Genomic DNA, 21,294 nt, shown 5'->3' on the forward strand with positions numbered 1-21,294 from the left:
GTATAACACTTTTGCCCGCCTCTGAGCGACGGCTTGTGCCGTCGCTGTGAGGCGGGCAAAGAGGGCGCCAGGTCGGAGAGGGGCCGCTGGGGCGGACGGGATTAATCCGGCTCGTGGTGGTCCAGGTAGCCTTCGGCCACCGCGTGTTCGATACTGTCGCGCAGCTTCGGACACGCCTTGGTGCGGGCGGTATCTCCTCCGGAGGCGCGCACTTCGGCGAAGTGCGCGCAGCGCTGTGCCGCGTCGGAATTCCATTGCACCGCAGTGTGACCCGGTCCCAGACGTCTGACGCTCACGGTGACGTGGCAGAATCGGCAGTCCACTGGCTGCAGTCCAGCCGACAGGTAGCGTTCACGGTCGGCGCGCGAGGCTTCCCGAACGGCGGCCGCGCGTTGCGGATCGTCGGCGAAATCCCTTGATTTCGACCAGTTTCCGGAGCCGTCACTGGATGACGGCGCGTCGTCGTGATCGTGCTGATCGCCGTGCAGGAGCAGCATCGACCGGACCAGCCGATCGACGTCCGGGATCTCCTGATCGTCGGACATGTGCGTTAGTGCTGCTCGGCGGGCACTTCGTCGGCCGCTTTGGCCTTGAGATTCTCAGCGACCTCGGCATTCCAGTATTCGTTGGCGCGCGTGGTGTCGACCTCAATCTCGAAGCGCTCCACCATTTCTGGTTTGATGTCGGCCACATCGACATAGAACTGCTCATACCAGCGACGCAGTTGATAGACCGCGCCGTCCTCCTCGACCAGCAGTGGGTTGTCGATCCTGGTCTTGTGTTTCCAGATCTCGACGTCTTGCAGGAAGCCCTTGCTGACACCGTCGGTGAACACTCGCGACAGCTTTTCAGTCATCTTTTCGTCCATGCCCTTGGGCTTTTCGACGATGACACCCCACTGCAGCATGAATGAGTTCTGGGTGACCGGGTAGTGGCAGTTGATCAGGATCGACTCGGCCTTGTAGCCGCCATAGCTGTTGTGCAGCCAGTTGATCATGAAGGACGGCCCGAAATACGACGCTTCGGAGTCCAAGTGCGCTTCACCGTACGAGGTGCCCAGGTCGTCCACGTCGGGCCGGCCCACATTGTGCAGATACTGCGAGGCGATGTGGCCCTCGAAGACGTTCTTGAAGTATGTCGGCAACCCGAAATGGATGTAGAAGAAATGCGCCATGTCGGTGACGTTGTCGATGATGTCGCGGCAGTTAGAACCCTCGATGAGGATGCTGTTCCAGCGCCAGTCGGTCCATTCGTCGCTGCCGAACTCGGCCAGCTCGGGAATCCGGACGGCGGGGTCCGGCGGATTGCCTTCGTGATCGTGCCAGACGAACAACAGGCCGCTGCGTACATCGGTGGTCCAGGACCGGGTCCGCGCGGTTTTGGGAGTGCGCTTGGCGTATGGCACTAGCTTGCAGCGACCGTCACCGCCCCAACGCCAATCGTGAAACGGGCAGGCGACCTCGTCGCCCTTGATGGTGCCCTCGGACAGGTCTCCACCCATGTGCCGGCAGTAGCCGTCCAGAACCTTCAGTTCCCCGTTGGAGTCGGCGAAGACCACCAGTTTGGTGCCAAATGCGTTGACGGCGTGCGGTTTTCCGTCCCGGAAGTCCTTCGCGACACCCAGGCAATGCCAACCTCGGGCATACCTCGTCGGTAAGGTGCCGGCATCGATCTCCCGGACGCCGACGCCGTGTGTGTCGGTACTCACCCTGTCACCTCCAGCTCACCGGGCCTCTAACTAGAACACGTTACAGTTTTGTGCCGGGAGAGCGCAACGAAGGCGACCCTGGCTGTGTTAACTGGGGGGCGTGTGCAGCTTGCGGTATATGTAAACGATGCCGCTGTTTGCATTCGAAGGTCGCGCACCGCGGGTCGACCCCACCGCGTTTGTGGCCCCGACCGCAACCCTGATCGGCGACGTCACTGTCGAGGCTGGCGCGTCGGTCTGGTACAACGCCGTGCTGCGCGGCGATTACGCGCCGGTGGTCGTGCGAGAAGGCGCCAACATCCAGGACGGATCGGTGCTCCATGCACCGCCGGGAATTCCGGTGGATGTCGGTCCGGGCGCGACGGTTGCGCACCTGTGTTGCATTCACGGGGCCCATATCGGAAAAGAGGCGTTGATCGCCAACCACGCCACGGTGCTCGACGGCGCGGTGATCGGCGCCCGCTGCATGGTTGCGGCCGGGGCGGTGGTGGTGGGCGGCACCCAGATTCCGGCCGGGATGCTGGTGGTGGGCGCGCCCGCCAAGGTGAAGGGGCCGATCGAAGGGACCGGGGCCGAGATGTGGGTCAACGTCAACCCGCAGGCCTACCGCGACCTGGCCCAACGCCATCTGGCAGGGCTGGAGCCGATCGAGTAGCGGCTAAGTAAGGCCGGGAGTCCCGGGGGAGCCGAACAGCAGCCCGGCGGTGCCACCGGTACCTGGGCTGCCTTTCAGGCCGACACCGACGTTGCCGCCGTTACCGCCGTTACCAATGAACTGGGCGTTGCCGCCGTTCCCGCCGTTGCCGCTGAGGCCCTTGGTGGAATCGCCGCCGGCGCCGCCAGTGCCACCGGAGCCGATGATTCCGGCTTTGCCGCCGTCGCCGCCGGCTCCACCGAGCAGTGCGCCGGCCCCGCCGCTACCTCCGGCGCCACCGTCTCCGTTGAACATTCCGCCGATACCGCCGCGACCGCCCGCGCCTCCCACGACGGGGCCAAGACCACCCCCGCCACCGGCGCCGCCGGTGCCGAACAGCTGCGCCGCGCCGCCAACGCCGCCGTCGCCGCCGGTGTTCGCCGCTGAAGCCCCGCCGGAGCCGCCCGCGCCGCCGGCACCGAAGTACCCGGCCAGGCCACCAGCGCCACCCGTCCCGCCGGCGGCGCCATTGGAAAGTCCACCGGTGCCGCCGACGCCGCCGTTGCCCGAAAGCATCGCCCCGGCGCCACCAGCACCGCCCACGCCGCCGCCGGCAGCCTGCGAGAAGCCGCCGGCACCGCCGGCCCCGCCGTTGCCGGAAAGGATGCCTGCGGCACCACCTGCGCCGCCGGCGCCACCCTGACCGCCGGTCGCGGCCTGCGACAAGCCACCCGTGCCGCCGACCCCGCCGTCACCGCCGAGTACCCCGCCTGCGCCGCCGACGCCGCCGGCACCGCCGGCGCCGCCGGTGATGCTGGTCGAAGTGCCGCCGACCCCGCCCGCGCCGCCGGCACCGAACAGCCCGGCATGCCCGCCGCTGCCACCGGCGCCACCTGCAGTGCTCAGTGACAGGCCGCCGGTGCCGCCGGCCCCGCCGGCGCCGAACAGCATGCCGCCGGCCCCGCCGGCCCCGCCGGCACTGCCGACGTCGTTGGAGGACACACCGGCGGCGCCGCCGGCGCCGCCGGTGCCGAACAGCCCGGCCTGGCCGCCAGCGCCGCCGGCGCCGCCGACGGCGCCGGCGGTTCCACCGAGCCCGCCGCTGCCGCCGTTACCGACGAGCATGCCGCCCGCGCCGCCGGCCCCGCCGGCGCCAGCGGAGTTGACCGAGAACCCACCAGCGCCACCGGCTCCGCCGGTGCCGAAGAGACCGGCCGCGCCACCAGTTCCGCCGGCACCGCTGGGCGCAGTGCCGCCCGTCATGGCCCCGCCGTTGCCGCCGGCTCCGGCGGTGCCGCCGAAGAGCCCGGCCGCCCCGCCGTTACCTCCTTTTTGCCCCGCTGCGCCGGAACCGCCGTTGCCGCCGTTGCCGAACAGGATTCCGCCGTCGCCGCCGTTGTTGCCACTGCCCGGTGCGCCGTTGGCGCCGTTGCCGATCAGTGGCCGCGCGAACAGGATCTGGGTGGGCGCGTTAACCGCGTTGAGCAGATCTTGTTCCAGGGTCTGCAGCGGCCCCGCGCTGGCTGCTTCGGTGCTGCCGTAAGAACCTGCTGCCGCGGCCAAGGTGCTCACGAATCTGTCGTGGAACGCCTTTGCCTGCGTGCTCAGTGTTTGATAGGCCGCGCCTTCGTTGGCGAAAAGTGTTGCGATGGCTGCGGATACGTCATCGGCGGCGGGTGGCAGCACGCCGGTGGTCGCGGCTGCGGCCGCCGAGTTCGCCTGGCTGACGGCCGTCCCGACGCTGGCCAAGCTTGCCGTCGTCGCTGCCATCACGTCCGGCATCGTCACCAAGAAGGACATGCCACACCTCCGCGCTAGCGGGTCGAACTGACGATCAGCCGGTTATCGGGCCGTCGCGCAACGTAACAAGCCAGCGCCCGCTGGTCTTGGCTTTCAGCTAATCCGAAGGTAATTGCCAGGTAGCTCAGGGTGGGCACAAGCATCTGTTCCAAGAATTGGGCAAGGAAACGGCAAGTGCGGCGGCCGATGGTGGTGGCGCCGAAAGGTTCGGCAACGCAAGCGAACACACAATCGAGGAGTCATCCACCATGCCCAATTCATCAACACTGCCACTCGAAGACGACGGGCCGGCATCGCGGATCGGCGATGTCGAATTGCGGCACCCCGCAACGCTGATCACCGCACAAGAGGTCCTGCTGGCCAGCGCGGTCGCGCTGTCGTCAGCGCCTCGCCGGCGCGGTGTTCTCGCGACCATCCGGAGCCTATTCGTCGCCTCCGCGGATTCGCCGGGTCGGGAGCGGCGTCACTACCCGCCCCGGCATGCGTTCCTCGAGGACTCGCGCATGGCGCGCGAAATGCACCGGCTGTGACTGATGGGCCCGTTCAGACCCGCGCGGCGCTGGCGGCCGCGCGGTCTAGTTCCCAATAGGCGCGTAGGGCCACCAGCTGTCCGGTTTCGTTGGCCCGGTAAGTGAATACGCCTTCCGCGGTGATCTGATAGTCGCCCGTGGTGATGAGGATATGCCCGACGTTGGCCTCCTCGTTGCCACACTGATAGGTCTTCTGAAAGAAGAACTCGATCGTGTCGGTCGGTGCGATGGCCATGTCCCAGAAGGCCGATATCGCTGCCTTGCCTCGGTGTCCCTTGCCTTCGGGATCGAAATGAGATGGGCCGATGGGGTCTTCGACGATAGCGTCGTCGGCGAACACTGCCAGCCAGGCTTCCTTGTCACGTGCTTGCACCGCGTCGCGGGAGCGGCGGCCGGCCTCGTGGGCGGGATGCTTGACTTCGACGGTGGTCATGCGTCCTGCCAGCCGGAGTGAATGTAGGTGTCGGCGAAGCGTTTCAGCGAGTCCTGCTTCTTGTCCAGCGGCGCGTCAAAGCCCAGGCCTTCGAAGATCCACGGAATGGTGATGTAGTCGGTGACGCCGATCTGGACAAGCTCGCGATGCCCGTCCACCCCGAACTTGTCCATGCATACGGCCTGGAACTCGAAGGGCTGGTCGGCCTTTCCGTACCCGGTGCGCAATTTGTTGATCTTCCCGATGGTTTCGGACAGCTGGTCGCCGGTCATCATGGCGCTGGTCCAGCCGTCGCCGATGCGAGCCGCGCGCTTGAGCGCCACGTCGGTGTGGCCGCCGACGTAGAACGGAACCGGCTTGCTGGGCGCCGGGCTCATCTGCAGGCGGTCGAAATCGTAGAATTCGCCGTGGAATTCGACCATGCCGCCGGCCAGCACCAGCTTGATGACTTCGATCATCTCGTCGACACGCTTGCCGCGGCGCGCGTAAGGAACCCCGCACCACTCGAATTCTTCTGGCGCCCAGCCGATTCCAACGCCGAAGCCGAAGCGGTTGTTGGTCAGGTTTGCTACCGACCCGACCTGTCGGGCCACCAGCAGCGGATTTCGCGATCCGAGCTTCATCACGTTGGTGTAGAACCGCAGGGTCGAGGTGACCGCGCCCATTGCCCCCGCCAGGATCAGCGGGTCTACCCAGGGTGTGTTCTCATCGAACATTCGCTTGCCGTCGGCGGTGTACGGATAGTCAACGGACTGTTTCTCGAAATAGAAGATCGAATCCGGTAACGCGATCGAGTCGAACCCGACTTCCTCTGCGGTCTTGGCTAGATCGATCATCTGCTCGATCGGCCCCATCGCAATGCTGAGGGTGTATTTCATCCGGCCGGTCACGGCTTGTCCTTTCCGACAACCCACATCGAGTAGTACTGCGAGCCGCCGCCGTAGGCGTGCCCTAGCGCCTTTCGCGCATTGGGCACCTGATGGTCGCCGCCCTTGCCCATCACCTGAATTGCCGCCTCCGCGAAGCGAATCAGGCCGGAGGCGCCGATCGGGTTCGAGGAAAGCACGCCGCCGGACGGGTTGACCGGTAGCCGTCCGCCGATCGCGGTCTCACCCTTTTCGGTCAGCTTCCAGCCTTCGCCCTCGGCGGCAAATCCCAGGTTTTCCAACCACATCGGCTCGAACCAGGAGAACGGCACATAAATTTCGGCGGCGTCGATCTCGTCGATCGGACTGGTGATGCCGGCCGCTTTCCACAGCGCTGCCGCAGCGTCCCGGCCCGCCTGCGGGCTGACCTGGTCGCGTCCGGAGAACGCCAGCGGCTCGGTGCGCAGCGCGGTGGCATGGATCCAGGCCACCGGATGTCCTTGGGCCAGGCGGGCATCGGCGATCTCCTCGTTGCCGATCACCACCGCGCAGGCACCGTCGGAGGACGGGCAGGTTTCGTCGTAGCGGATCGGGTCCCACAGCATGGGCGACTGCATCACCTTCTCGACGGTGATATCGGGCTGATGCAGGTGCGCCAGGGGGTTGCGGGCGCCGTTGAGCCGGTCCTTGGTCGCGACGATGGCGCCGATGTGGGTCGGCGCCCCGGAGCGCCGGATGTAGGCCCGTACATGCGGCGCGAAGTAGCCACCGGCGCCCGCTCCAACCGGCTTGATGAAGGGAATCGGAATCGACAACGCCCACATGGCGTTTGATTCCGACTGCTTCTCCCACGCCATCGCCAGCACCCGGCGGAACTTTCCGGACTGCACCAGGCTGGCTGCCACCACGCCGGTGGATCCGCCGACTGAACCCGCGGTATGCACCCGGATCAGCGGCTTGCCGGTGGCGCCCATGGCGTCGGCCATGAACAGCTCCGGCATCATGACGCCTTCGAAGAAGTCGGGGGCCTTGCCGACGACGACGGCGTCGATGTCGTCGAAGGTGGACCCGGAATCTTCCAATGCCCTATCGATGGCCTCACGCACCAAGCCGTTCATCGAAACGTCTTGGCGCTTGGCGACATACTTCGTTTGGCCGGTGCCGAGTACCGCGGCGAGCCGTGCCGTTGCGCCGGCCATCAGATCTGTCCTTCCATGACCGCGACCAGGTTTTGTTGCAGCGCAGGACCGCTGGTCGCATGGGCGAGCACCTTGTTCGCGGACCCGTTCCAGATATGTTGTGCGGCAAAGCCGATTCGCTCCAGGCCGGCGACGAACATTGGATTGGCAGCCAGCGCACCGCCGGACGGATTGACCTTTGTCTGGTTGGTGAGGCCGATGGCTTCGGCGAGGATCAGGTGCTGGTGGGTGAACGGCGCGTGGATTTCGGCGACGTCGATACCGGTATTGGCACCGGCGGCTTTGGCCGACGCCGCGGTGGACGTCGAGACCGTGAGGTCGCGCACGCCGAGCGACGGGGATTCGATGCGGTGCTCGATTCCTGTTATCCAGGCGGGCTTTTCGCGCAGCTCCCGGGCGCGATCGTCGGCGGCGAGCACGATGGCGGCGGCGCCGTCGGTGATCGGTGCGATGTCGTGCCGGCGCAGCGGGTCGTTGAAGAACGGGCGGGCGAGCAGCTCGTCGATGCTCTTGGCCGGCTTCTCGGAGTCGTTGCGTTCTGAGTACGCAAACGAGTCGAGCGCTACTTGCGCCATTTGCTCGGGTGTCCACTTGCCTTGGTCCAGGCCGATGCGGGCCTGCAGACCGGCCATCGACACCGAGTCCGGCCACAGCGGCGCGACGGTATACGGGTCGGTCTGGCGGGACAGGATCTGTCTCAAGATTCCCGCCGAGGACTTGCCGAAGCCGTACACCAGCGCGGTGTCGACTTCGCCGGTGAGGATCTTGATGTAGGCCTCGTAGAGGGCCCACGCGGCGTCCATCTCGACGTGCGATTCGTTGATCGGCGGGACGGCGCCGATCGAGTCGATGGCCGAGATGAACGAAAATGCCCTTCCAGCAAGGTAATCCGACGATCCGGAGCACCAGAAGCCGATATCCTTCTGGCGGATGCCCAGTTCTTCGTAGAGCTGGGCGAAGCAGGGCATCAACATCTCGACACCGTTGGTGGTGCCGTCGGTGCGGCGGACATGCGGGGCGTGGGCGAAGCCGACCACCGCGACATTGCGAGTGCTCATATTGCTGTGGGGCCCCTTACAGGTGGTGTTTGTAGGTGTCGTACTCGGCGTCCGGTTCGCCGGTGGGCCGGAAGTATTCGATGTTGTCGATGCCAAAACCCCATTCCTCGCGGGGTTTCCATACCGCTTCGACGCGCATGCCCATCCGGACCTCGTGCGCGTCGACGTCGGCGACCAGGTGCAGGACCGGGATGTCGGCGCCGTCGAGCAACACGTAGGCGGCCACGTACGGCGGCTTGATGCGCTGGCCCTGGAACGGGATGTTGATGATGGCGAACGTGGTGACCGTGCCCTTGTCCGACAGTTCGACGAACTCGGTGGTCGGCTGGCCGGTGGCCGGGTCGGCACCGTGCGGCGGGAAGTAGACCTTTCCGGCTTCGCCAGTCCTGGCACCGAGCAGCTTGCCCTCGGCGATGGCGCGTAGATAGGCGCTTTCCTCGTGGGAGGCGGTGTGCTGGATGGTCAGCTGGATCGGGGTGACGATCATGGTGACCGGATCCTGGTCCTGGCCGGGCTCGGGGACCGGTTCGGCTTCCTCGCCCAGCTTGAAGTAGGCGATGTCGGTGATGGCGCCCTGGGGCTCGTCGGCCCAGTGCACATGTACCCGGGCGCCGGTGTTGATCGCCTCGGGTTTTCCAGCGTCTACGGCATGCATGAGCAGCGTATCGGCGCCGTCGAGCTTGATCAGTGCCCAGGCGAAGGGCTTATCGAGCGGCTGGCCCGGTAGCGGGTCGGGTTGCCACGTCCACGATGCGACGGTGCCGACGCTGGCCACCGGTACCATCTCGCCCAGCGGTTCGTAGCTGACCGGGTCGTATTCCGCCGGCGGCACATGCACTCGGCCATCGGTTCCGCGGACACCCAAAATGCGGCGCTCCCGCAACGCGGTGAAGAACTTGCCTAGGGTGGGACCTACCGAACGGGTGTAGTCGAAGGACAACGTCAACGGCGCGGAGAGAGGCGGCTCAGGGTGATCGATCAGGGTCGGGCCGCTCGAACTGGCTGTCACGCCTTCGAGTAGAACAGGTTCTAAGAATCGTTTCAACATCCGCATATAGAAGGCCCTTCGCGGGGGCCTCGAGGAGGCAGCTATGAAGCTCGGACTGCAACTCGGCTACTGGGGCGCGCAGCCGCCGGACAACACCGCCGAGTTCGTCGCCGCCGCCGAAGACGCCGGATTCGATGCCGTGTTCACCGCCGAAGCGTGGGGATCGGACGCCTACACACCGCTGGCCTGGTGGGGTTCGTCGACTTCCCGGGTGCGGCTGGGCACGTCGGTGGTGCAGCTGTCCGCGCGCACCCCGACGGCCTGCGCGATGGCCGCCCTGACCCTGGATCACCTCTCCGGTGGCCGGCACATCCTGGGACTGGGTGTGTCGGGGCCGCAGGTGGTCGAAGGCTGGTACGGCCAGAAATTCCCCAAGCCGCTGGCCCGCACGCGCGAATACATCGACATCATCCGGCAGGTGTGGGCCCGTTCGGCGCCGGTTACCAGTGCTGGTCCGCACTACCCGTTGCCGTTGACCGGTTCTGGGACAACCGGACTGGGCAAGGCGTTGAAGCCAATCACCCATCCGCTGCGCCCCGACATCCCGATCATGCTGGGCGCCGAGGGGCCCAAGAATGTCGCGCTGGCCGCCGAGATCTGCGACGGCTGGCTGCCCATCTTCTATTCGCCGCGGATGGCCGACATGTACAACGAATGGCTTGACGAGGGGTTCGCCCGGCCGGGCGCGCGGCGTTCGCGCGAGGACTTCGAGATCTGCGCTACCGCGCAGATCGTCGTCACCGAGGACCGATCCGCGGCGTTTACCGCGATCAAGCCGTTCCTTGCGCTGTACATGGGCGGCATGGGTGCCGAAGACACCAACTTCCACGCCGACGTCTACCGCCGCATGGGCTACGCGGAAGTGGTCGACGAGGTCACCGCTTTGTTCCGTTCGCAGCAGAAGGACAAAGCCGCCGAGGTGATTCCCGACGAACTTGTCGACGACGCGATGATCGTCGGCGACCTGGACTACGTGCGTAAGCAGATCGCGGCCTGGGAGGCGTCGGGCGTGACCATGATGGTGGTGGCCGCTCGTAGCGTTGATCAGGTACGCGACTTGGCGGCGCTGGTCTAGCGCCGGTCCTTGCCAGGGCGGTAGAACGCGTTCTAGATTGGCTCGATGGCAGCGTCACAACACACCATCGCGGGCACGGTACTCACGATGCCGGTGCAGATCCGCAAGGCCACTCAGCACATGGCGATGTTTTCGGTGGACGCCAACGCCGCCCAGCGGATGATCGACTACAGCGGTCTGCAGGTGGCCCGGTTTCTGCCGGGGCGCGCCGCGGTGGTTCTGGTACTCGCGCATTTCATCGACGGCGACCTGGGCGAGTACCACGAGTTGAGCACCAATGTGATGGTCAATCAGCCCGGTTCGGGTGCGTCGGGGTTGCGCGCGCTGCAGTCCGCCTTCGTTCATCACATGCTCGTCGACCAGGCATTCACTTTGGAAGCGGGACGAACGATTTGGGGATTCCCGAAAGTGATGGCCGAGTTCGCGATTCGTTCGGGCGGTGAGCTGGCCTTCGAGGTGCGCGCCGACGGTCGGCTCGTGGTCGACATGGAATTTGCTCGCGCGCTGCCGATTCCGTCGGTGCTGGATTCCCGCGAGCAGCAGCTGCGCTCTTATGCGCACCGTGATGGCCATACGTTGGAGACGGAATACACGATGACTTCTTCGGGTTCACGCTACCGGCCGGGCGGTGTTCGGCTGCGGCTCGGGGATCACCCCTACGCCAAAGAGCTTGCCTCGCTGGGCCTTCCGAAGCGCGCGATGGTCTCCAGCTCCGCTGCCAACGTACAGATGACCTTCGGTGACGCTCAGGAGATTTCATGACCTTGACTGAACTGCAGACCAGGCCCGACGTCGATCTGACCGACGGCACGTTCTACGGCAGCCGTGAGGCGCGCGCGGCATATCGTTGGATGCGCGCGCATGAGCCGGTGTTTCGGGACCGCAACGGGCTGGCTGCGGCTTCGACCTACCAGGCCGTGATCGACGCCGAACGGCAGCCGGAGTTGTTCTCCAACGCCGGCGGCATCCGGCCCGACCAGGACGCCCTGCCGATGATGATCGACATGGACGACCCCGCACATCTGTTGCGGCGCAAGCTCGTCAATGCCGGTTTTACCCGCAAGCGAGTGAAGGACAAGGAAGCTTCGATCAATGCGCTGTGCGACACGCTGATCGACGCGGTGTGCGAACGCGGCGAGTGCGACTTCGTGCGCGACCTGGCCGCGCCGCTGCCCATGGCGGTGATCGGCGACATGCTCGGGGTGCGTCCAGAGCAGCGGGAAATGTTCCTGCGCTGGTCCGACGATCTGGTGACATTCCTGAGTTCCCATGTGTCCGAAGAGGATTTCCAGGTCACCATCGACGCGTTCGCGGCCTACAACGATTTCACCCGGGGCACGATTGCGGCACGCCGGGCTGAGCCGACCGACGACTTGGTGAGCGTGCTGGTCAGTTCTGAAGTCGACGGGGAGCGGCTGTCCGACGACGAGCTGATCATGGAGACGTTGCTGATTCTGATCGGCGGCGACGAGACCACCCGGCACACGTTGAGCGGCGGTACTGAGCAATTGCTGCGCAACCGCGATCAGTGGGAGCTGGTGCAGCGCGACCCGTCGTTGCTGCCCGGGGCCATCGAGGAGATGCTGCGCTGGACGGCGCCGGTGAAGAACATGTGCCGGATGCTGACTCGGGATGCCGACTTCCATGGCACGGCGCTGCGCGAGGGCGAGAAGATGATGCTGCTCTTCGAGTCGGCGAATTTCGACGAAACCGTGTTCGATCAGCCGGAGAAGTTCGATGTGCAGCGAAACCCGAATAGCCACTTGGCGTTTGGCTTCGGCACGCATTTCTGCCTGGGCAATCAGCTGGCCCGGCTGGAGCTGTCCATCATGACGGGCAAGGTGCTGCAGCGGCTTCCGGACTTGCGGCTGGCCGTTGCTGATTCGTCCTTACCGCTGCGGCCGGCGAACTTCGTCTCCGGTTTGGAATCGATGCCGGTGGTTTTCACGCCGACCGCGCCACTGGGCTAGTTCGGCTGGTCTGGCTGGCTCGGCGCGCCCAGGCCGTCGCCACCCGTCCTCGGACCCCGCCCGGGGTGTCCTCGGCCGTCACCCGGATGACGATCCACCCCAGGTCCGAGAGCGCGTCGAAGCGTGCGATGTCCCGGTTGAATTGGCGTCGGTCGGTTCGATGGTGGTCGCCTTCGTACTCCACCGCAATCTTGAGGTCTGCCCAACCCATATCGAGCACGGCGATCTGCTCGCCGTAGTCGCCGTACACCGGGATCTGGGTTTGCGGCCTTGGGTAGCCGTCATCGATGAGCAGGAGCCGCAGCCAGGTCTCTCTTGGTGATTCGGCACCGGCGTCCACAAGGGTGAGGGCGTGTCGTGCCCTTCTGATGTTGCGGTGGCCTTTGTAGCGGTCGGTCAGTTGCTTGGCTGCCTCGATGTCTTGCTTAGTGGCTCGGGTAAGGGCGTCGATGGCCGCGACTGCTTTGCCGAGTGGGTAGCGGCCGGCCAGATCGAATGCGGTGCGGGCCGGTGTGGTTGCGGGTAGGCCGGACACGAGCTGGATTTCGTCCGGCGCCAGGCGATCCGACCAGGTTGTGATGCCCTGCGGTGGACGGCGGTATGCGTACAGCAGCTGAGCCGGCTGGCGTGGGTCGACCCATTTCGCGCCGTGCAGTGCTGCCGCGGATTCTCCCGCGATCACGCCACGCCGGCGCGACCACAGCCAGGCCGCGTGGGCCCGGGTGATGGCGGTCAGTCCGGCGTCGGGGGAGTCGGGGGAGAGGTAGACGTCGGGATGCAGGGCACGGTATCGGCTTCTCAGTTGATACGGCGTCAGGGCGCCGGATGCGACGGCTTCGCTGCCGATAAACGGTTCATGCATGGGGGCAGTGTGGCGCTGGGCGCCGACAGCTTCGCCGAACGTGCGCTGGGTGCGAGAAAACGCGCGGATTCTCGCGGTGGGTGCACGCTCGGCGGAGGGGGCGCTAGCGGTTCTGGAAGTTGGGCTTGCGCTTTTCGGCGAACGCGCGCGGGCCTTCTTTCGCGTCGTCAGACAAGAACACCTGGATGCCGATCTGGGTGTCTGTCTTGAACGCCTCGTTCTCGTGCATGCCCTCGGTCTCGCGGATGGTCTTTAGGATCGCTTGCACGGCCAGCGGGCCGTTGTTCTCAATGATCTCGGCGAGCTCGAGGGCCTTCGTCAGCGCCTGGCCGTCGGGCACCACATGACCGATCAGACCCATCTCCTTGGCCTCGGCTGCGGTGATGTGCCGTCCGGTCAAGAGCAGGTCGCACGCCACGGTGTAGGGGATCTGGCGCACCAGCCGCACAGCCGAACCGCCCATGGGATAAAGGCTCCACTTGGCCTCGGAGATGCCGAACTTCGCGCTTTCACCGGCGACGCGGATGTCGGTGCCCTGCAGGATTTCGGTGCCGCCGGCTATCGCGGGTCCTTCGACGGCGGCGATTAGTGGCTTGGTCAGCCGGCGGCCCTTGAGCAGAGCATCGATGCGCGACGGATCGTAGCTGCCGTCTTTGAACGAATCGCCCGGCGGCTTCTGGGTTGCCGCCTTCAGGTCCATGCCGGCGCAGAAGTAGCCACCGGCCCCGGTCAGGATGCAGCACCGGATGTCCGGGTCGTTGTCGACACGGTCCCAGGCTTCGACCATGATCTGCATCATTTCGGTGCTCAGCGCGTTGCGGCGGTGCGGCCGGTTCATTGTGACGATGAGCGTGTGATTGCGCTGCTCGACCAGTGCGTCTGGTTCGGATGCGTTTGCTGGCGCTGCGGTCACTGGTGCTCCCTTGTGCTCGACAGTGGGCATGAGCTTGTCAAGAAATGTAACACGTTCTAATTTGGGTGCCGTGGCCCTGAATATTGCCGATCTCGCTGAGCACGCCATCGATGCTGTGCCTGACCGTGTCGCCCTCATCTGCGGTGACGAAAAGCTGACCTACGCGCAACTGGAAGAGAAAGCCAACCGGCTGGCGCACTACCTGATCGATCAGGGCGTCAAGCAGGACGACAAGGTTGGACTGTACTGCCGCAACCGCATCGAGATCGTCATCGCGATGCTGGGCATCGTCAAAGCGGGCGCCATCCTGGTCAACGTCAACTATCGGTATGTCGAGGGCGAACTTCGCTACCTGTTCGAGAACTCCGACATGGTTGCGCTGGTGCACGAGCGTCAGTACGCCGACCGGGTGGCCAACGTGCTGCCCGATACCCCGAACCTCAAGACGATCCTGGTGGTCGAGGACGGCAGCGACGCTGATTTTCAGCGTTACGGGGGAGTTGAGTTCTACTCCGCGATAGAGCAGGGATCGCCGGAGCGTGACTTCGGTGAGCGCAGCGCCGATGCCATCTACCTGCTGTACACCGGCGGCACCACCGGTTTCCCGAAGGGCGTGATGTGGCGCCACGAGGACATCTACCGGGTGCTGTTCGGCGGAACCGACTTTGCGACAGGCGAATTCGTCAAGGACGAGTACGACCTGGCCAAGGCCGCGGCGGCGAATCCGCCGATGATCCGCTACCCCATTCCGCCGATGATCCACGGCGCCACCCAGTCGGCCACCTGGATGTCGATCTTTTCGGGCCAAACCACCGTGCTGGCACCGGAATTCAACGCCGACGAGGTGTGGCGCACCATTCACGAGCACAAGGTGAACCTGCTTTTCTTCACGGGCGACGCGATGGCGCGGCCGTTGCTCGACGCCCTGACCGCCGCTAACGACTACGACCTTTCCTCGCTGTTCCTGCTGGCCAGCACGGCGGCGTTGTTCTCGCCGAGCATCAAGGAGAAGCTCCTCGAGCTGCTGCCGAATCGGGTCATCACCGACTCGATTGGCTCCTCGGAGACCGGTTTTGGTGGCACCAGCATCGTCGCCGCGGGGGCCGCGCACAGCGGGGGTCCGCGGGTGAGCATCGACCACCGCACCGTCGTGCTCGACGAGGAGGGCAACGAGGTGCAGCCGGGATCCGGCGTGCGCGGCTTCATCGCGAAAAAGGGCAACATTCCGGTGGGTTATTACAAGGACGAGAAGAAGACCGCCGAGACTTTCCGCACCATTAACGGTGTGCGCTATGCGATTCCGGGTGACTACGCGCAGGTCGAAGAAGACGGTACGGTGACGATGCTGGGCCGCGGCTCGGTGTCGATCAACAGCGGCGGCGAGAAGATCTACCCCGAAGAGGTCGAGGCGGCTCTGAAGGGGCACCCCGACGTTTTCGACGCGCTGGTGGTCGGCGTGCCGGATCCGCGGTACGGCCAGCATGTGGCCGCCGTCGTGCAGGCCCGGGTTGGGTCTCGGCCTTCGCTGGCCGAGCTGGATAGCTTCGTTCGTTCGGAAATCGCGGGATACAAAGTGCCACGCAGCCTTTGGTTCGTCGAGGAGGTAAAGCGTTCGCCGGCCGGCAAGCCGGACTACCGCTGGGCCAAGGAACAGACCGAAGCGCGCCCGGCCGACGACGTGCATTCCGCGCACGTGGCAACTGGAGCGTGACGGACTTCGTCAAGGAGAACACGGCGGCACCTGCTGGTTACTTTGCATGGGAAGCCGCAGGGCTGCAATGGCTTTCGGACGTCGGCGGTGGGGTGCCGTGTGCCGAGATTGTTTCGGTGGACACGACGAGGTTGACGCTGCGCCGGCTTGAGTCGGTGCCGCCGAGCGCTGCGGCGGCGGTCGTATTCGGCGGCCGACTGGCTGTCACGCACGATGCGGGTGCACCCGCATTCGGTGTGGGACCTGACGGCTGGGATGGGCCGGGGTTCTTCGGTCCGCTGTCGCAGCCGTTGCCGATGTCGTTGCGGGGGCACGCGAGTTGGGGTGAGTTCTACGCTTTGGAGCGGCTGATGCCGATGGCCGAGCTTGCGGCGCCGCGGCTCGATGCTTCCACCCGTGCGGCTGTCGCTGGTGTCATAACACGTTGTCGTGCAGGTGATTTCGCCGACGACGACCGCCCGGCGCGGCTGCACGGCGATCTGTGGGGCGGCAACGTGATGTGGACACGCGATGGTGTGGTGCTGATTGACCCGGCTGCGCACGCCGGCCACCGCGAGAGCGATCTGGCGATGCTGGCGCTGTTTGGCTGCCCACACTACGAGGCGGTGATCGACGGCTATCAACGGGTGCGGGCGCTGAAACCGGGCTGGCGCAAGCGCATTGGGCTACACCAACTGTATCCATTGCTGGCGCATGTGGTGTTGTTCGGCGGGGGACATGCACGGCGGACGCATGCCGTGGCTCGTGCAGCGCTGGAGGTTTAGCCGGGGGTACTCGAACGCATCGGTCCGGGCGGTAGTGCCTTGGATGCTGTCGGCGCTCGCGGTGCCCGTGGCCGCGATCAGCCGACTATCCGCCGGTGCCGCCGGTGCCGGCGGTGCCGCCGGTGCCGCCGGTGCCTCCGGTGGCGCCGGTGTTAGACCCGCCGGGACTGCCGCCGGTGCCATCGGTGCCGTCTCCTCCTGGGCTAGTACCACCGCTTCCGGCGCCGCCCTTGCCGCCTTTGCCGCCGTCGCCGCCCTCGCCGCCATCACCGCCGCTGCCGGTGCCGGTGCCGTTGCCACCGGCGCCACCGGTACCGCCGATGCCGCCGGCGCCACCAGTCCCACCGTCAAAGAAACTGCTTCCGGTACCGCCCGCGCCGCCGACCCCGCCATTGCCTCCGATGCCTCCGTCGCCGCCGTTGCCGTTACCGCTGCCGCCGGCGCCGCCTTTGCCTCCGGCGCCACCGGCGGCGCTGTTCCCGCCGGCGCCGCCGTTGCCGTTGGCCAAGGACGAAACGCTGCCGCCGGTTCCGCCGGTGCCTGCGTTGCCGCCAGCGCCGCCTTTACCGCCGGTCCCGCCGCCGTCGCCGCCGGTGCCGCCGTCGCCGCCGATGCCGCCAGCGCCGGCAGCGCCGCCGGCGCCACCGGCCTTGATGCTTGAGCCGGTGTAGCCGCCGCCGTTGCCGCCGTTTCCGCCGGTGCCGCCGGCGCCACCGATGCCACCGGTGCCTCCGCCGGAGCCGCCTTTACCGCCGGTCCCGCCGGTGCCGCCGGCGCTGCCGGTGCCGCCGGCGCGACCGCTGCTGTTGTCGGTCGTGGCGTTGCCGCCGTTGCCGCCGCCGCCGCCGGCACCTCCGGCGCCGCCATCGCCGCCGGCAGCGCCGTTGCCCCCAGCGCCTCCGTTACCCGCGGTGCCGGCGTTGCCGCCGCGACCGCCCGAGCTACCCCCGGCGGGGTAGCCGTTGCCGCCGGTGCCGGCCTTGCCGCCGGCACCGCCATCGCCGCCGTCGCCGCCATTGGTGGTAAGGCCGCCGGTACCGCCGGCCCCGCCGGCGCCACCATTGCCGGCGCTGCCGCCGGTACCGGCCGTGCCGGTTGGGCCGCTATTACCGCCGGCGCCGCCGGCGCCACCGATGCCGCCGGTACCGCCATTACCGCCGGTGCCGGTGCCGGTACCGGTACCACCGGCGCCGCCGTTGCCGCCCACGCCGCCGGTGCCGCCAATTCCGCCGTTCGTGCTGTTGTATCCGTCACCGCCTACGCCGCCGGCCCCGCCTTGGCCGCCGACGCCGCCGTTGCCGGCGTTTCCGTTACCGGTGCCGCCGTTACCGCCTTTGCCGCCGTCGCCACCGGCGGCGCCGTTGCCACCCACGGCGGGGGCAGTGCCGAGGCCGCTAAAGCCGGCGTTTCCGCCGGTGCCTGCGGCACCGCCGTCACCGCCTATGCCTCCCGTCCCGCCACCGGCGCCGCCGAGGCCGCCGTTGCCACCGAGGCCACCAGCGCCAGCGGCGCCGCCGTCGCCCGAGAGGATCCCGCCGCTGCTGCCGTTGCCGCCGTTGCCGCCGTTGCCGCCCTTGCCGCCGGTGCCTCCGGCGCCGCCAGAACCGCCAGTGCCCCCGGCGCCGCCAGCGCCGCCAGTGCCGCCAGCGCTGCCGGTGCCACCGTCGGCGTCGCTGCCACCGCCGGTGCCGGCGGCGCCACCGTTTCCGCCGTTTCCGCCGGTGCCACCAGCGCCGCCGTTGCCGCCGGCAGCGCCGCTGCCTCCGGTGCCTCCGGTGCCCGCCGTTCCGGCGTTGCCACCGTCGTTGGACGTGCCGGAGCCGCCGCTTCCGGCGTTGCCCCCGCTGCCGCCGGTGCCGCCGCTGCCGCCGGTGCCGACGCCGCTGGTGCCGCCGTTGCCGCCGAGGCCGCCGGCGCCGGCGTTGCCGCCTTGGCCGCCGAGGCCGCCGCTACCACCGCCACCGCCGTTGCCGCCGCCGCCGCCGTTGCCGCCGTTGCCGCCGATGCCCGCGGTGCTGGTGCCGGCGGCGCCGCCATTGCCGCCGTTGGCGCCGTTGCCGCCGGTGCCGCCGATACCGCTGAAGCCGCCCGCCCCGCCGCCGCCGCCGCTGCCGCCGGCGCCGCCGGTGCCGCCGGCGCCCCCGGCGCCGGTTCCAACGCCGTTGCCGCCTTGGCCGCCGATGATGCCTACGGTGCCGTTGCCGCCGGCACCGCCGTTGCCGCTAGTGCCGCCTTTGCCCCCGGTGCCGCCGTTGCCGCCGTTGCCTCCGTTGCCCCCAGCACCGCCCGCACCGTTGCCGCTGCCGCCCGCACCGCCGGTGCCGGCAGCGCCGGCAGTGCCGGCGTTGCCGCCTTGGCCGCCGGTGCCGGTGCTCACGGTGTTGGCGCCGCCGGTGCCGCCGGCGCCGCTAGTGCCGCCGGTGCCGCCTTGGCCGCCGGTACCGCTGCCGGCGCCGCCGGTGCCGCCGCTTCCGGCATTGCCGCCGTTGCCACCGGCACCACCGGTACCGCCGGTACCGGAACCTGAACTGCGACTGCCACCGGTGCCGCCTGCGCCGCCGGCGCCTGCGTTGCCGCCTTGGCCGCCGGTGCCGCCGCCGGCGCCGCTGATGCCGTCGCCGCCGAGGCCGCCGGCGCCGCCGGCGCCGCCTTTGCCGCCGATGCCCCCGGTGCCCGCGGTGGCGGTCGATGCGCCGCCGGCCCCGCCGGTGGCGCCGGTGCCGCCCTGGCCGCCGGTTCCGCCGACGCCATTGGCCCCACCGCCACTGCCTCCGGCGCCGGCAAGCCCACCTATGCCTCCATTGCCGCCGGCCCCGCCGATTCCGCCGGTGTAGGCGGAGCCGGCGCCGGCGCCCGGGGTTCCGCCGTTGCCGCCCGCCCCGCCAGTTCCGCCGTTGCCGCCGGTTCCGCCGCCGGCGCCGCCAGTGCCGCCGGTGCCTGCTGTGCCGCCGAGGCCGCCTTTGCCGCCGGTCCCGCCGGTGCCGCTGGAGCCGGTGTTGGCGCCGCCGCCTCCGCCGATGCCGCCTGCGCCGGCGTTGCCGCCCTGCCCGCCCTGGCCGCCGCCCACGCCGCCGATGCCAGCACCGCCGGTGCCTCCTGTGCCGCCGCCGCCGCCTTTGCCGCCGATCCCGCCGGTGCCAGCGCTGGCCGTTGAGTTGCCGCCATTTCCGCCGGTGGCGCCCGTGCCGCCCTGGCCACCGGTTCCACCGACGCCGTTAGCGCCGCCGCCACTTCCCCCGGCGCCAGCAATACCACCCGCGCCGCCGTTTCCGCCGGCCCCACCGACGCCCCCGGTGTAGGCGGAACCGAGGCCGGTGCCGCTGGCGGCGCCGTTTCCGCCGTTGCCGCCGGTGCCGCCGGTGCCGCCCGTGCCGCCGCCTGCGCCGCCGGTGCCTCCGGCGCCGGCGATGCCGCCGGTGCCGCCTGCGCCGCCGGTTCCGCCGGCGCCAGTGCCTGAGGTGCGATTGGCGCCGACGGCGCCTGCGCCGCCGTCGCCGGCGTTGCCACCTTGGCCGCCCTTGCCACCGCCTACGCCGCCAAGACCGGCACCACCTGCGCCGCCGTTGCCGCCGTTACCGCCGGTGCCGCCGGCACCGCCGGTAGCCGCGTTCCCTGTCGCGGTGCCGCCGCCCCCGCCGGTTCCGCCGGTACCGCCCTGGCCACCAACTCCGCCGACGCCGTTGGTGCTCCCACCCGCGCCGGCAGCACCAGCAGCACCGCCCGTGCCCCCGGCGCCGCCCTTACCGCCGATGCCAGCGACGCCCGCGGTCGAACCGGTCGAACCGCTACCGCCGGTTCCGCCGGTGCCACCCTTACCGCCGATACCGCCGTTTCCGCCGGCCCCGCCGCCTGTTCCGCCGATCCCAGCGCCACCGGTTCCGCCGGCTCCCGCGTTACCGCCGGCGAACGCGGCACCGCCGGTTGCGCCACTGCCCGCGCTGGCGTTGGTGCCGTTACCGCCTTGGCCGCCGTTACCACCGATGCCGCCTTGACCGCCAGTGCCGGGGGCGCCGGTGGCGCCGCCGCTGCCGCCGGTGCCGCCCGTGCCGGCCGCGCCGCCGGTCCCGCCGGCGCCCGCGGCTCCGCCCGTGCCGCCGGTGCCGCCGGTGCCGCCAACGCCGGTAGTGCTGTCGGCGCCGGAGCCGCCCGCACCGCCGATTCCGCCCGTGCCGCCCGCGCCGCCCTTGCCGCCGGTGCCGTTGGTGCCGCCGGTGCCGGAGCCGCCGCCCTGGCCGCCTTGGCCGCCGGCGCCGCCGGCGAATCCGGTGCCGCCGGTGGCGCCGCTGCCTGCGGCGGCGTCGGTGCCGTTGCCGCTGTTGCCACCCTGGCCGCCGACGCCGCCCTGGCCGCCGGTGCCGGCGTTGCCGGTGGCGCCGGCCGTTCCGCCGGTGCCGCCGGTACCCACCGCCCCGCCGCTGCCGCCGGCTCCGGCGGTGCCGCCTTGGCCGCCGGTGCCGCCGGTGGCGCCGATGCCGGTGGTGCTGTTGGCGCCCGAACCACCGGTGCCGCCGATTCCGCCGGTGCCGCCGGTGCCGCCCTTGCCGCCGGTGCCGTTGGTGCCGCCGGTGCCGGAGCCGCCGCCCTGGCCGCCTTGGCCGCCCTTGCCGCCGGCGAATCCGGTGCCGCCGGTGGCGCCGCTGCCCGCGGTGGCGTTGGTGCCGTTGCCGCTGTTGCCACCCTGGCCGCCGACGCCGCCCTGGCCGCCGGTGCCGGCGTTGCCGGT

The 21,294-nt window shown here is 68.7% G+C and carries 18 protein-coding genes; 7 read left to right on the forward strand and 11 right to left on the reverse strand.

Annotated elements, in window-relative coordinates; genetic code table 11:
* Nucleotides 1–101: 101 nt before the first annotated feature.
* Both AWC27_RS09470 and AWC27_RS09475 read right to left on the reverse strand, forming a co-directional pair.
* On the reverse strand, nucleotides 102–545 hold the full coding sequence (locus AWC27_RS09470; protein WP_085670232.1) for a hypothetical protein: 444 nt from the start codon (nucleotides 543–545) through the stop codon (nucleotides 102–104).
* A 5-nt stretch (nucleotides 546–550) separates the two neighbouring features.
* On the reverse strand, nucleotides 551–1,708 hold the full coding sequence (locus tag AWC27_RS09475; protein WP_085670233.1) for a 3-ketosteroid-9-alpha-monooxygenase, oxygenase component: 1,158 nt from the start codon (nucleotides 1,706–1,708) through the stop codon (nucleotides 551–553).
* A 127-nt stretch (nucleotides 1,709–1,835) separates the two neighbouring features.
* Between AWC27_RS09475 and AWC27_RS09480 the strand changes: the two genes are divergently transcribed.
* Complete coding sequence (locus tag AWC27_RS09480) at nucleotides 1,836–2,363, forward strand: gamma carbonic anhydrase family protein (RefSeq protein ID WP_083116255.1); 528 nt, start codon at nucleotides 1,836–1,838, stop codon at nucleotides 2,361–2,363.
* 3 nt (nucleotides 2,364–2,366) lie between these two features.
* On the opposite strand, the gene AWC27_RS09485 is transcribed toward AWC27_RS09480, so the two are convergent.
* Nucleotides 2,367–4,142, reverse strand: a complete 1,776-nt coding sequence (locus tag AWC27_RS09485; protein ID WP_085670234.1) for a PE family protein — start codon at nucleotides 4,140–4,142, stop codon at nucleotides 2,367–2,369.
* Nucleotides 4,143–4,297: 155 nt separating this feature from the next.
* Here AWC27_RS09485 and AWC27_RS09495 point away from each other — a divergent pair, with 155 nt between their 5' ends.
* Complete coding sequence (locus AWC27_RS09495; RefSeq protein ID WP_139836862.1) at nucleotides 4,298–4,672, forward strand: hypothetical protein; 375 nt, start codon at nucleotides 4,298–4,300, stop codon at nucleotides 4,670–4,672.
* A 13-nt stretch (nucleotides 4,673–4,685) separates the two neighbouring features.
* Here AWC27_RS09495 and AWC27_RS09500 read toward each other — a convergent pair whose 3' ends face one another.
* The 5 genes from AWC27_RS09500 to AWC27_RS09520 are packed head-to-tail and all read right to left on the reverse strand — an operon-like array spanning nucleotide 4,686 to nucleotide 9,237.
* Nucleotides 4,686–5,105 (reverse strand): nuclear transport factor 2 family protein, encoded by a 420-nt coding sequence (locus AWC27_RS09500; protein ID WP_085670237.1) that lies wholly within the window; start codon nucleotides 5,103–5,105, stop codon nucleotides 4,686–4,688.
* Complete coding sequence (locus tag AWC27_RS09505; protein WP_085670266.1) at nucleotides 5,102–5,983, reverse strand: TIGR03619 family F420-dependent LLM class oxidoreductase; 882 nt, start codon at nucleotides 5,981–5,983, stop codon at nucleotides 5,102–5,104. Before AWC27_RS09505 ends, AWC27_RS09500 begins: the two co-directional genes overlap by 4 nt.
* A gap of 8 nt (nucleotides 5,984–5,991) precedes the next feature.
* Nucleotides 5,992–7,170, reverse strand: coding sequence for a thiolase domain-containing protein (locus AWC27_RS09510; protein WP_085670238.1), 1,179 nt, complete (start codon nucleotides 7,168–7,170; stop codon nucleotides 5,992–5,994).
* Nucleotides 7,170–8,228: a thiolase domain-containing protein gene (locus tag AWC27_RS09515; RefSeq protein ID WP_085670239.1), complete on the reverse strand. Its 1,059-nt coding sequence runs from the start codon at nucleotides 8,226–8,228 to the stop codon at nucleotides 7,170–7,172. The genes AWC27_RS09510 and AWC27_RS09515 overlap by 1 nt, the downstream gene beginning before the upstream one ends.
* Nucleotides 8,229–8,244: 16 nt before the next feature.
* On the reverse strand, nucleotides 8,245–9,237 hold the full coding sequence (locus tag AWC27_RS09520; RefSeq protein WP_085670240.1) for a Zn-ribbon domain-containing OB-fold protein: 993 nt from the start codon (nucleotides 9,235–9,237) through the stop codon (nucleotides 8,245–8,247).
* 82 nt (nucleotides 9,238–9,319) lie between these two features.
* Between AWC27_RS09520 and AWC27_RS09525 the strand changes: the two genes are divergently transcribed.
* The 3 genes from AWC27_RS09525 to AWC27_RS09535 are packed head-to-tail and all read left to right on the forward strand — an operon-like array spanning nucleotide 9,320 to nucleotide 12,321.
* A complete protein-coding gene (locus tag AWC27_RS09525) occupies nucleotides 9,320–10,351 on the forward strand; it encodes an LLM class F420-dependent oxidoreductase (protein ID WP_085670241.1) in 1,032 nt (343 codons plus the stop codon).
* 45 nt (nucleotides 10,352–10,396) lie between these two features.
* On the forward strand, nucleotides 10,397–11,113 hold the full coding sequence (locus AWC27_RS09530; RefSeq protein ID WP_085670242.1) for an acetoacetate decarboxylase family protein: 717 nt from the start codon (nucleotides 10,397–10,399) through the stop codon (nucleotides 11,111–11,113).
* An 11-nt stretch (nucleotides 11,114–11,124) separates the two neighbouring features.
* Nucleotides 11,125–12,321, forward strand: a complete 1,197-nt coding sequence (locus AWC27_RS09535) for a cytochrome P450 (protein WP_139836868.1) — start codon at nucleotides 11,125–11,127, stop codon at nucleotides 12,319–12,321.
* Here the strand turns inward: AWC27_RS09535 and AWC27_RS09540 are convergent.
* The gene (locus tag AWC27_RS09540) at nucleotides 12,296–13,183 is read right to left on the reverse strand and encodes a hypothetical protein (RefSeq protein WP_085670244.1); all 888 of its coding nucleotides are present in this window, start codon (nucleotides 13,181–13,183) and stop codon (nucleotides 12,296–12,298) included. The genes AWC27_RS09535 and AWC27_RS09540 overlap by 26 nt on opposite strands.
* A 103-nt stretch (nucleotides 13,184–13,286) precedes the next feature.
* Complete coding sequence (locus AWC27_RS09545; RefSeq protein WP_085670245.1) at nucleotides 13,287–14,126, reverse strand: crotonase/enoyl-CoA hydratase family protein; 840 nt, start codon at nucleotides 14,124–14,126, stop codon at nucleotides 13,287–13,289.
* On the opposite strand from AWC27_RS09545, the gene AWC27_RS09550 reads away from it, so the two are divergent.
* Nucleotides 14,125–15,807 (forward strand): acyl-CoA synthetase, encoded by a 1,683-nt coding sequence (locus AWC27_RS09550; protein ID WP_085670246.1) that lies wholly within the window; start codon nucleotides 14,125–14,127, stop codon nucleotides 15,805–15,807. The genes AWC27_RS09545 and AWC27_RS09550 overlap by 2 nt on opposite strands.
* Nucleotides 15,804–16,571: a fructosamine kinase family protein gene (locus AWC27_RS09555; protein WP_085670247.1), complete on the forward strand. Its 768-nt coding sequence runs from the start codon at nucleotides 15,804–15,806 to the stop codon at nucleotides 16,569–16,571. The genes AWC27_RS09550 and AWC27_RS09555 overlap by 4 nt, the downstream gene beginning before the upstream one ends.
* Before the next feature lie 85 nt (nucleotides 16,572–16,656).
* Here the strand turns inward: AWC27_RS09555 and AWC27_RS30905 are convergent.
* Nucleotides 16,657–21,294 (reverse strand): PE family protein (locus tag AWC27_RS30905; protein WP_169726744.1); only part of this gene is annotated, 4,638 nt, incomplete at its 5' end.

This window comes from Mycobacterium szulgai (assembly GCF_002116635.1).
GTDB lineage: Bacteria > Actinomycetota > Actinomycetes > Mycobacteriales > Mycobacteriaceae > Mycobacterium > Mycobacterium szulgai.

What these genes read in the sequence shown, in the direction of transcription:
- AWC27_RS09470 (WP_085670232.1), bottom strand. Translation starts at nt 545, where the DNA reads ATGTCCGACGATCAGGAGATCCCGGACGTCGATCGGCTGGTCCGGTCG.
- AWC27_RS09480 (WP_083116255.1), top strand. Translation starts at nt 1,836, where the DNA reads ATGCCGCTGTTTGCATTCGAAGGTCGCGCACCGCGGGTCGACCCCACC.
- AWC27_RS09485 (WP_085670234.1), bottom strand. Translation starts at nt 4,142, where the DNA reads ATGTCCTTCTTGGTGACGATGCCGGACGTGATGGCAGCGACGACGGCA.
- AWC27_RS09500 (WP_085670237.1), bottom strand. Translation starts at nt 5,105, where the DNA reads ATGACCACCGTCGAAGTCAAGCATCCCGCCCACGAGGCCGGCCGCCGC.
- AWC27_RS09505 (WP_085670266.1), bottom strand. Translation starts at nt 5,983, where the DNA reads ATGAAATACACCCTCAGCATTGCGATGGGGCCGATCGAGCAGATGATC.
- AWC27_RS09510 (WP_085670238.1), bottom strand. Translation starts at nt 7,170, where the DNA reads ATGGCCGGCGCAACGGCACGGCTCGCCGCGGTACTCGGCACCGGCCAA.
- AWC27_RS09515 (WP_085670239.1), bottom strand. Translation starts at nt 8,228, where the DNA reads ATGAGCACTCGCAATGTCGCGGTGGTCGGCTTCGCCCACGCCCCGCAT.
- AWC27_RS09525 (WP_085670241.1), top strand. Translation starts at nt 9,320, where the DNA reads ATGAAGCTCGGACTGCAACTCGGCTACTGGGGCGCGCAGCCGCCGGAC.
- AWC27_RS09530 (WP_085670242.1), top strand. Translation starts at nt 10,397, where the DNA reads ATGGCAGCGTCACAACACACCATCGCGGGCACGGTACTCACGATGCCG.
- AWC27_RS09540 (WP_085670244.1), bottom strand. Translation starts at nt 13,183, where the DNA reads ATGCATGAACCGTTTATCGGCAGCGAAGCCGTCGCATCCGGCGCCCTG.
- AWC27_RS09550 (WP_085670246.1), top strand. Translation starts at nt 14,125, where the DNA reads ATGAGCTTGTCAAGAAATGTAACACGTTCTAATTTGGGTGCCGTGGCC.
- AWC27_RS09545 (WP_085670245.1), bottom strand. Translation starts at nt 14,126, where the DNA reads ATGCCCACTGTCGAGCACAAGGGAGCACCAGTGACCGCAGCGCCAGCA.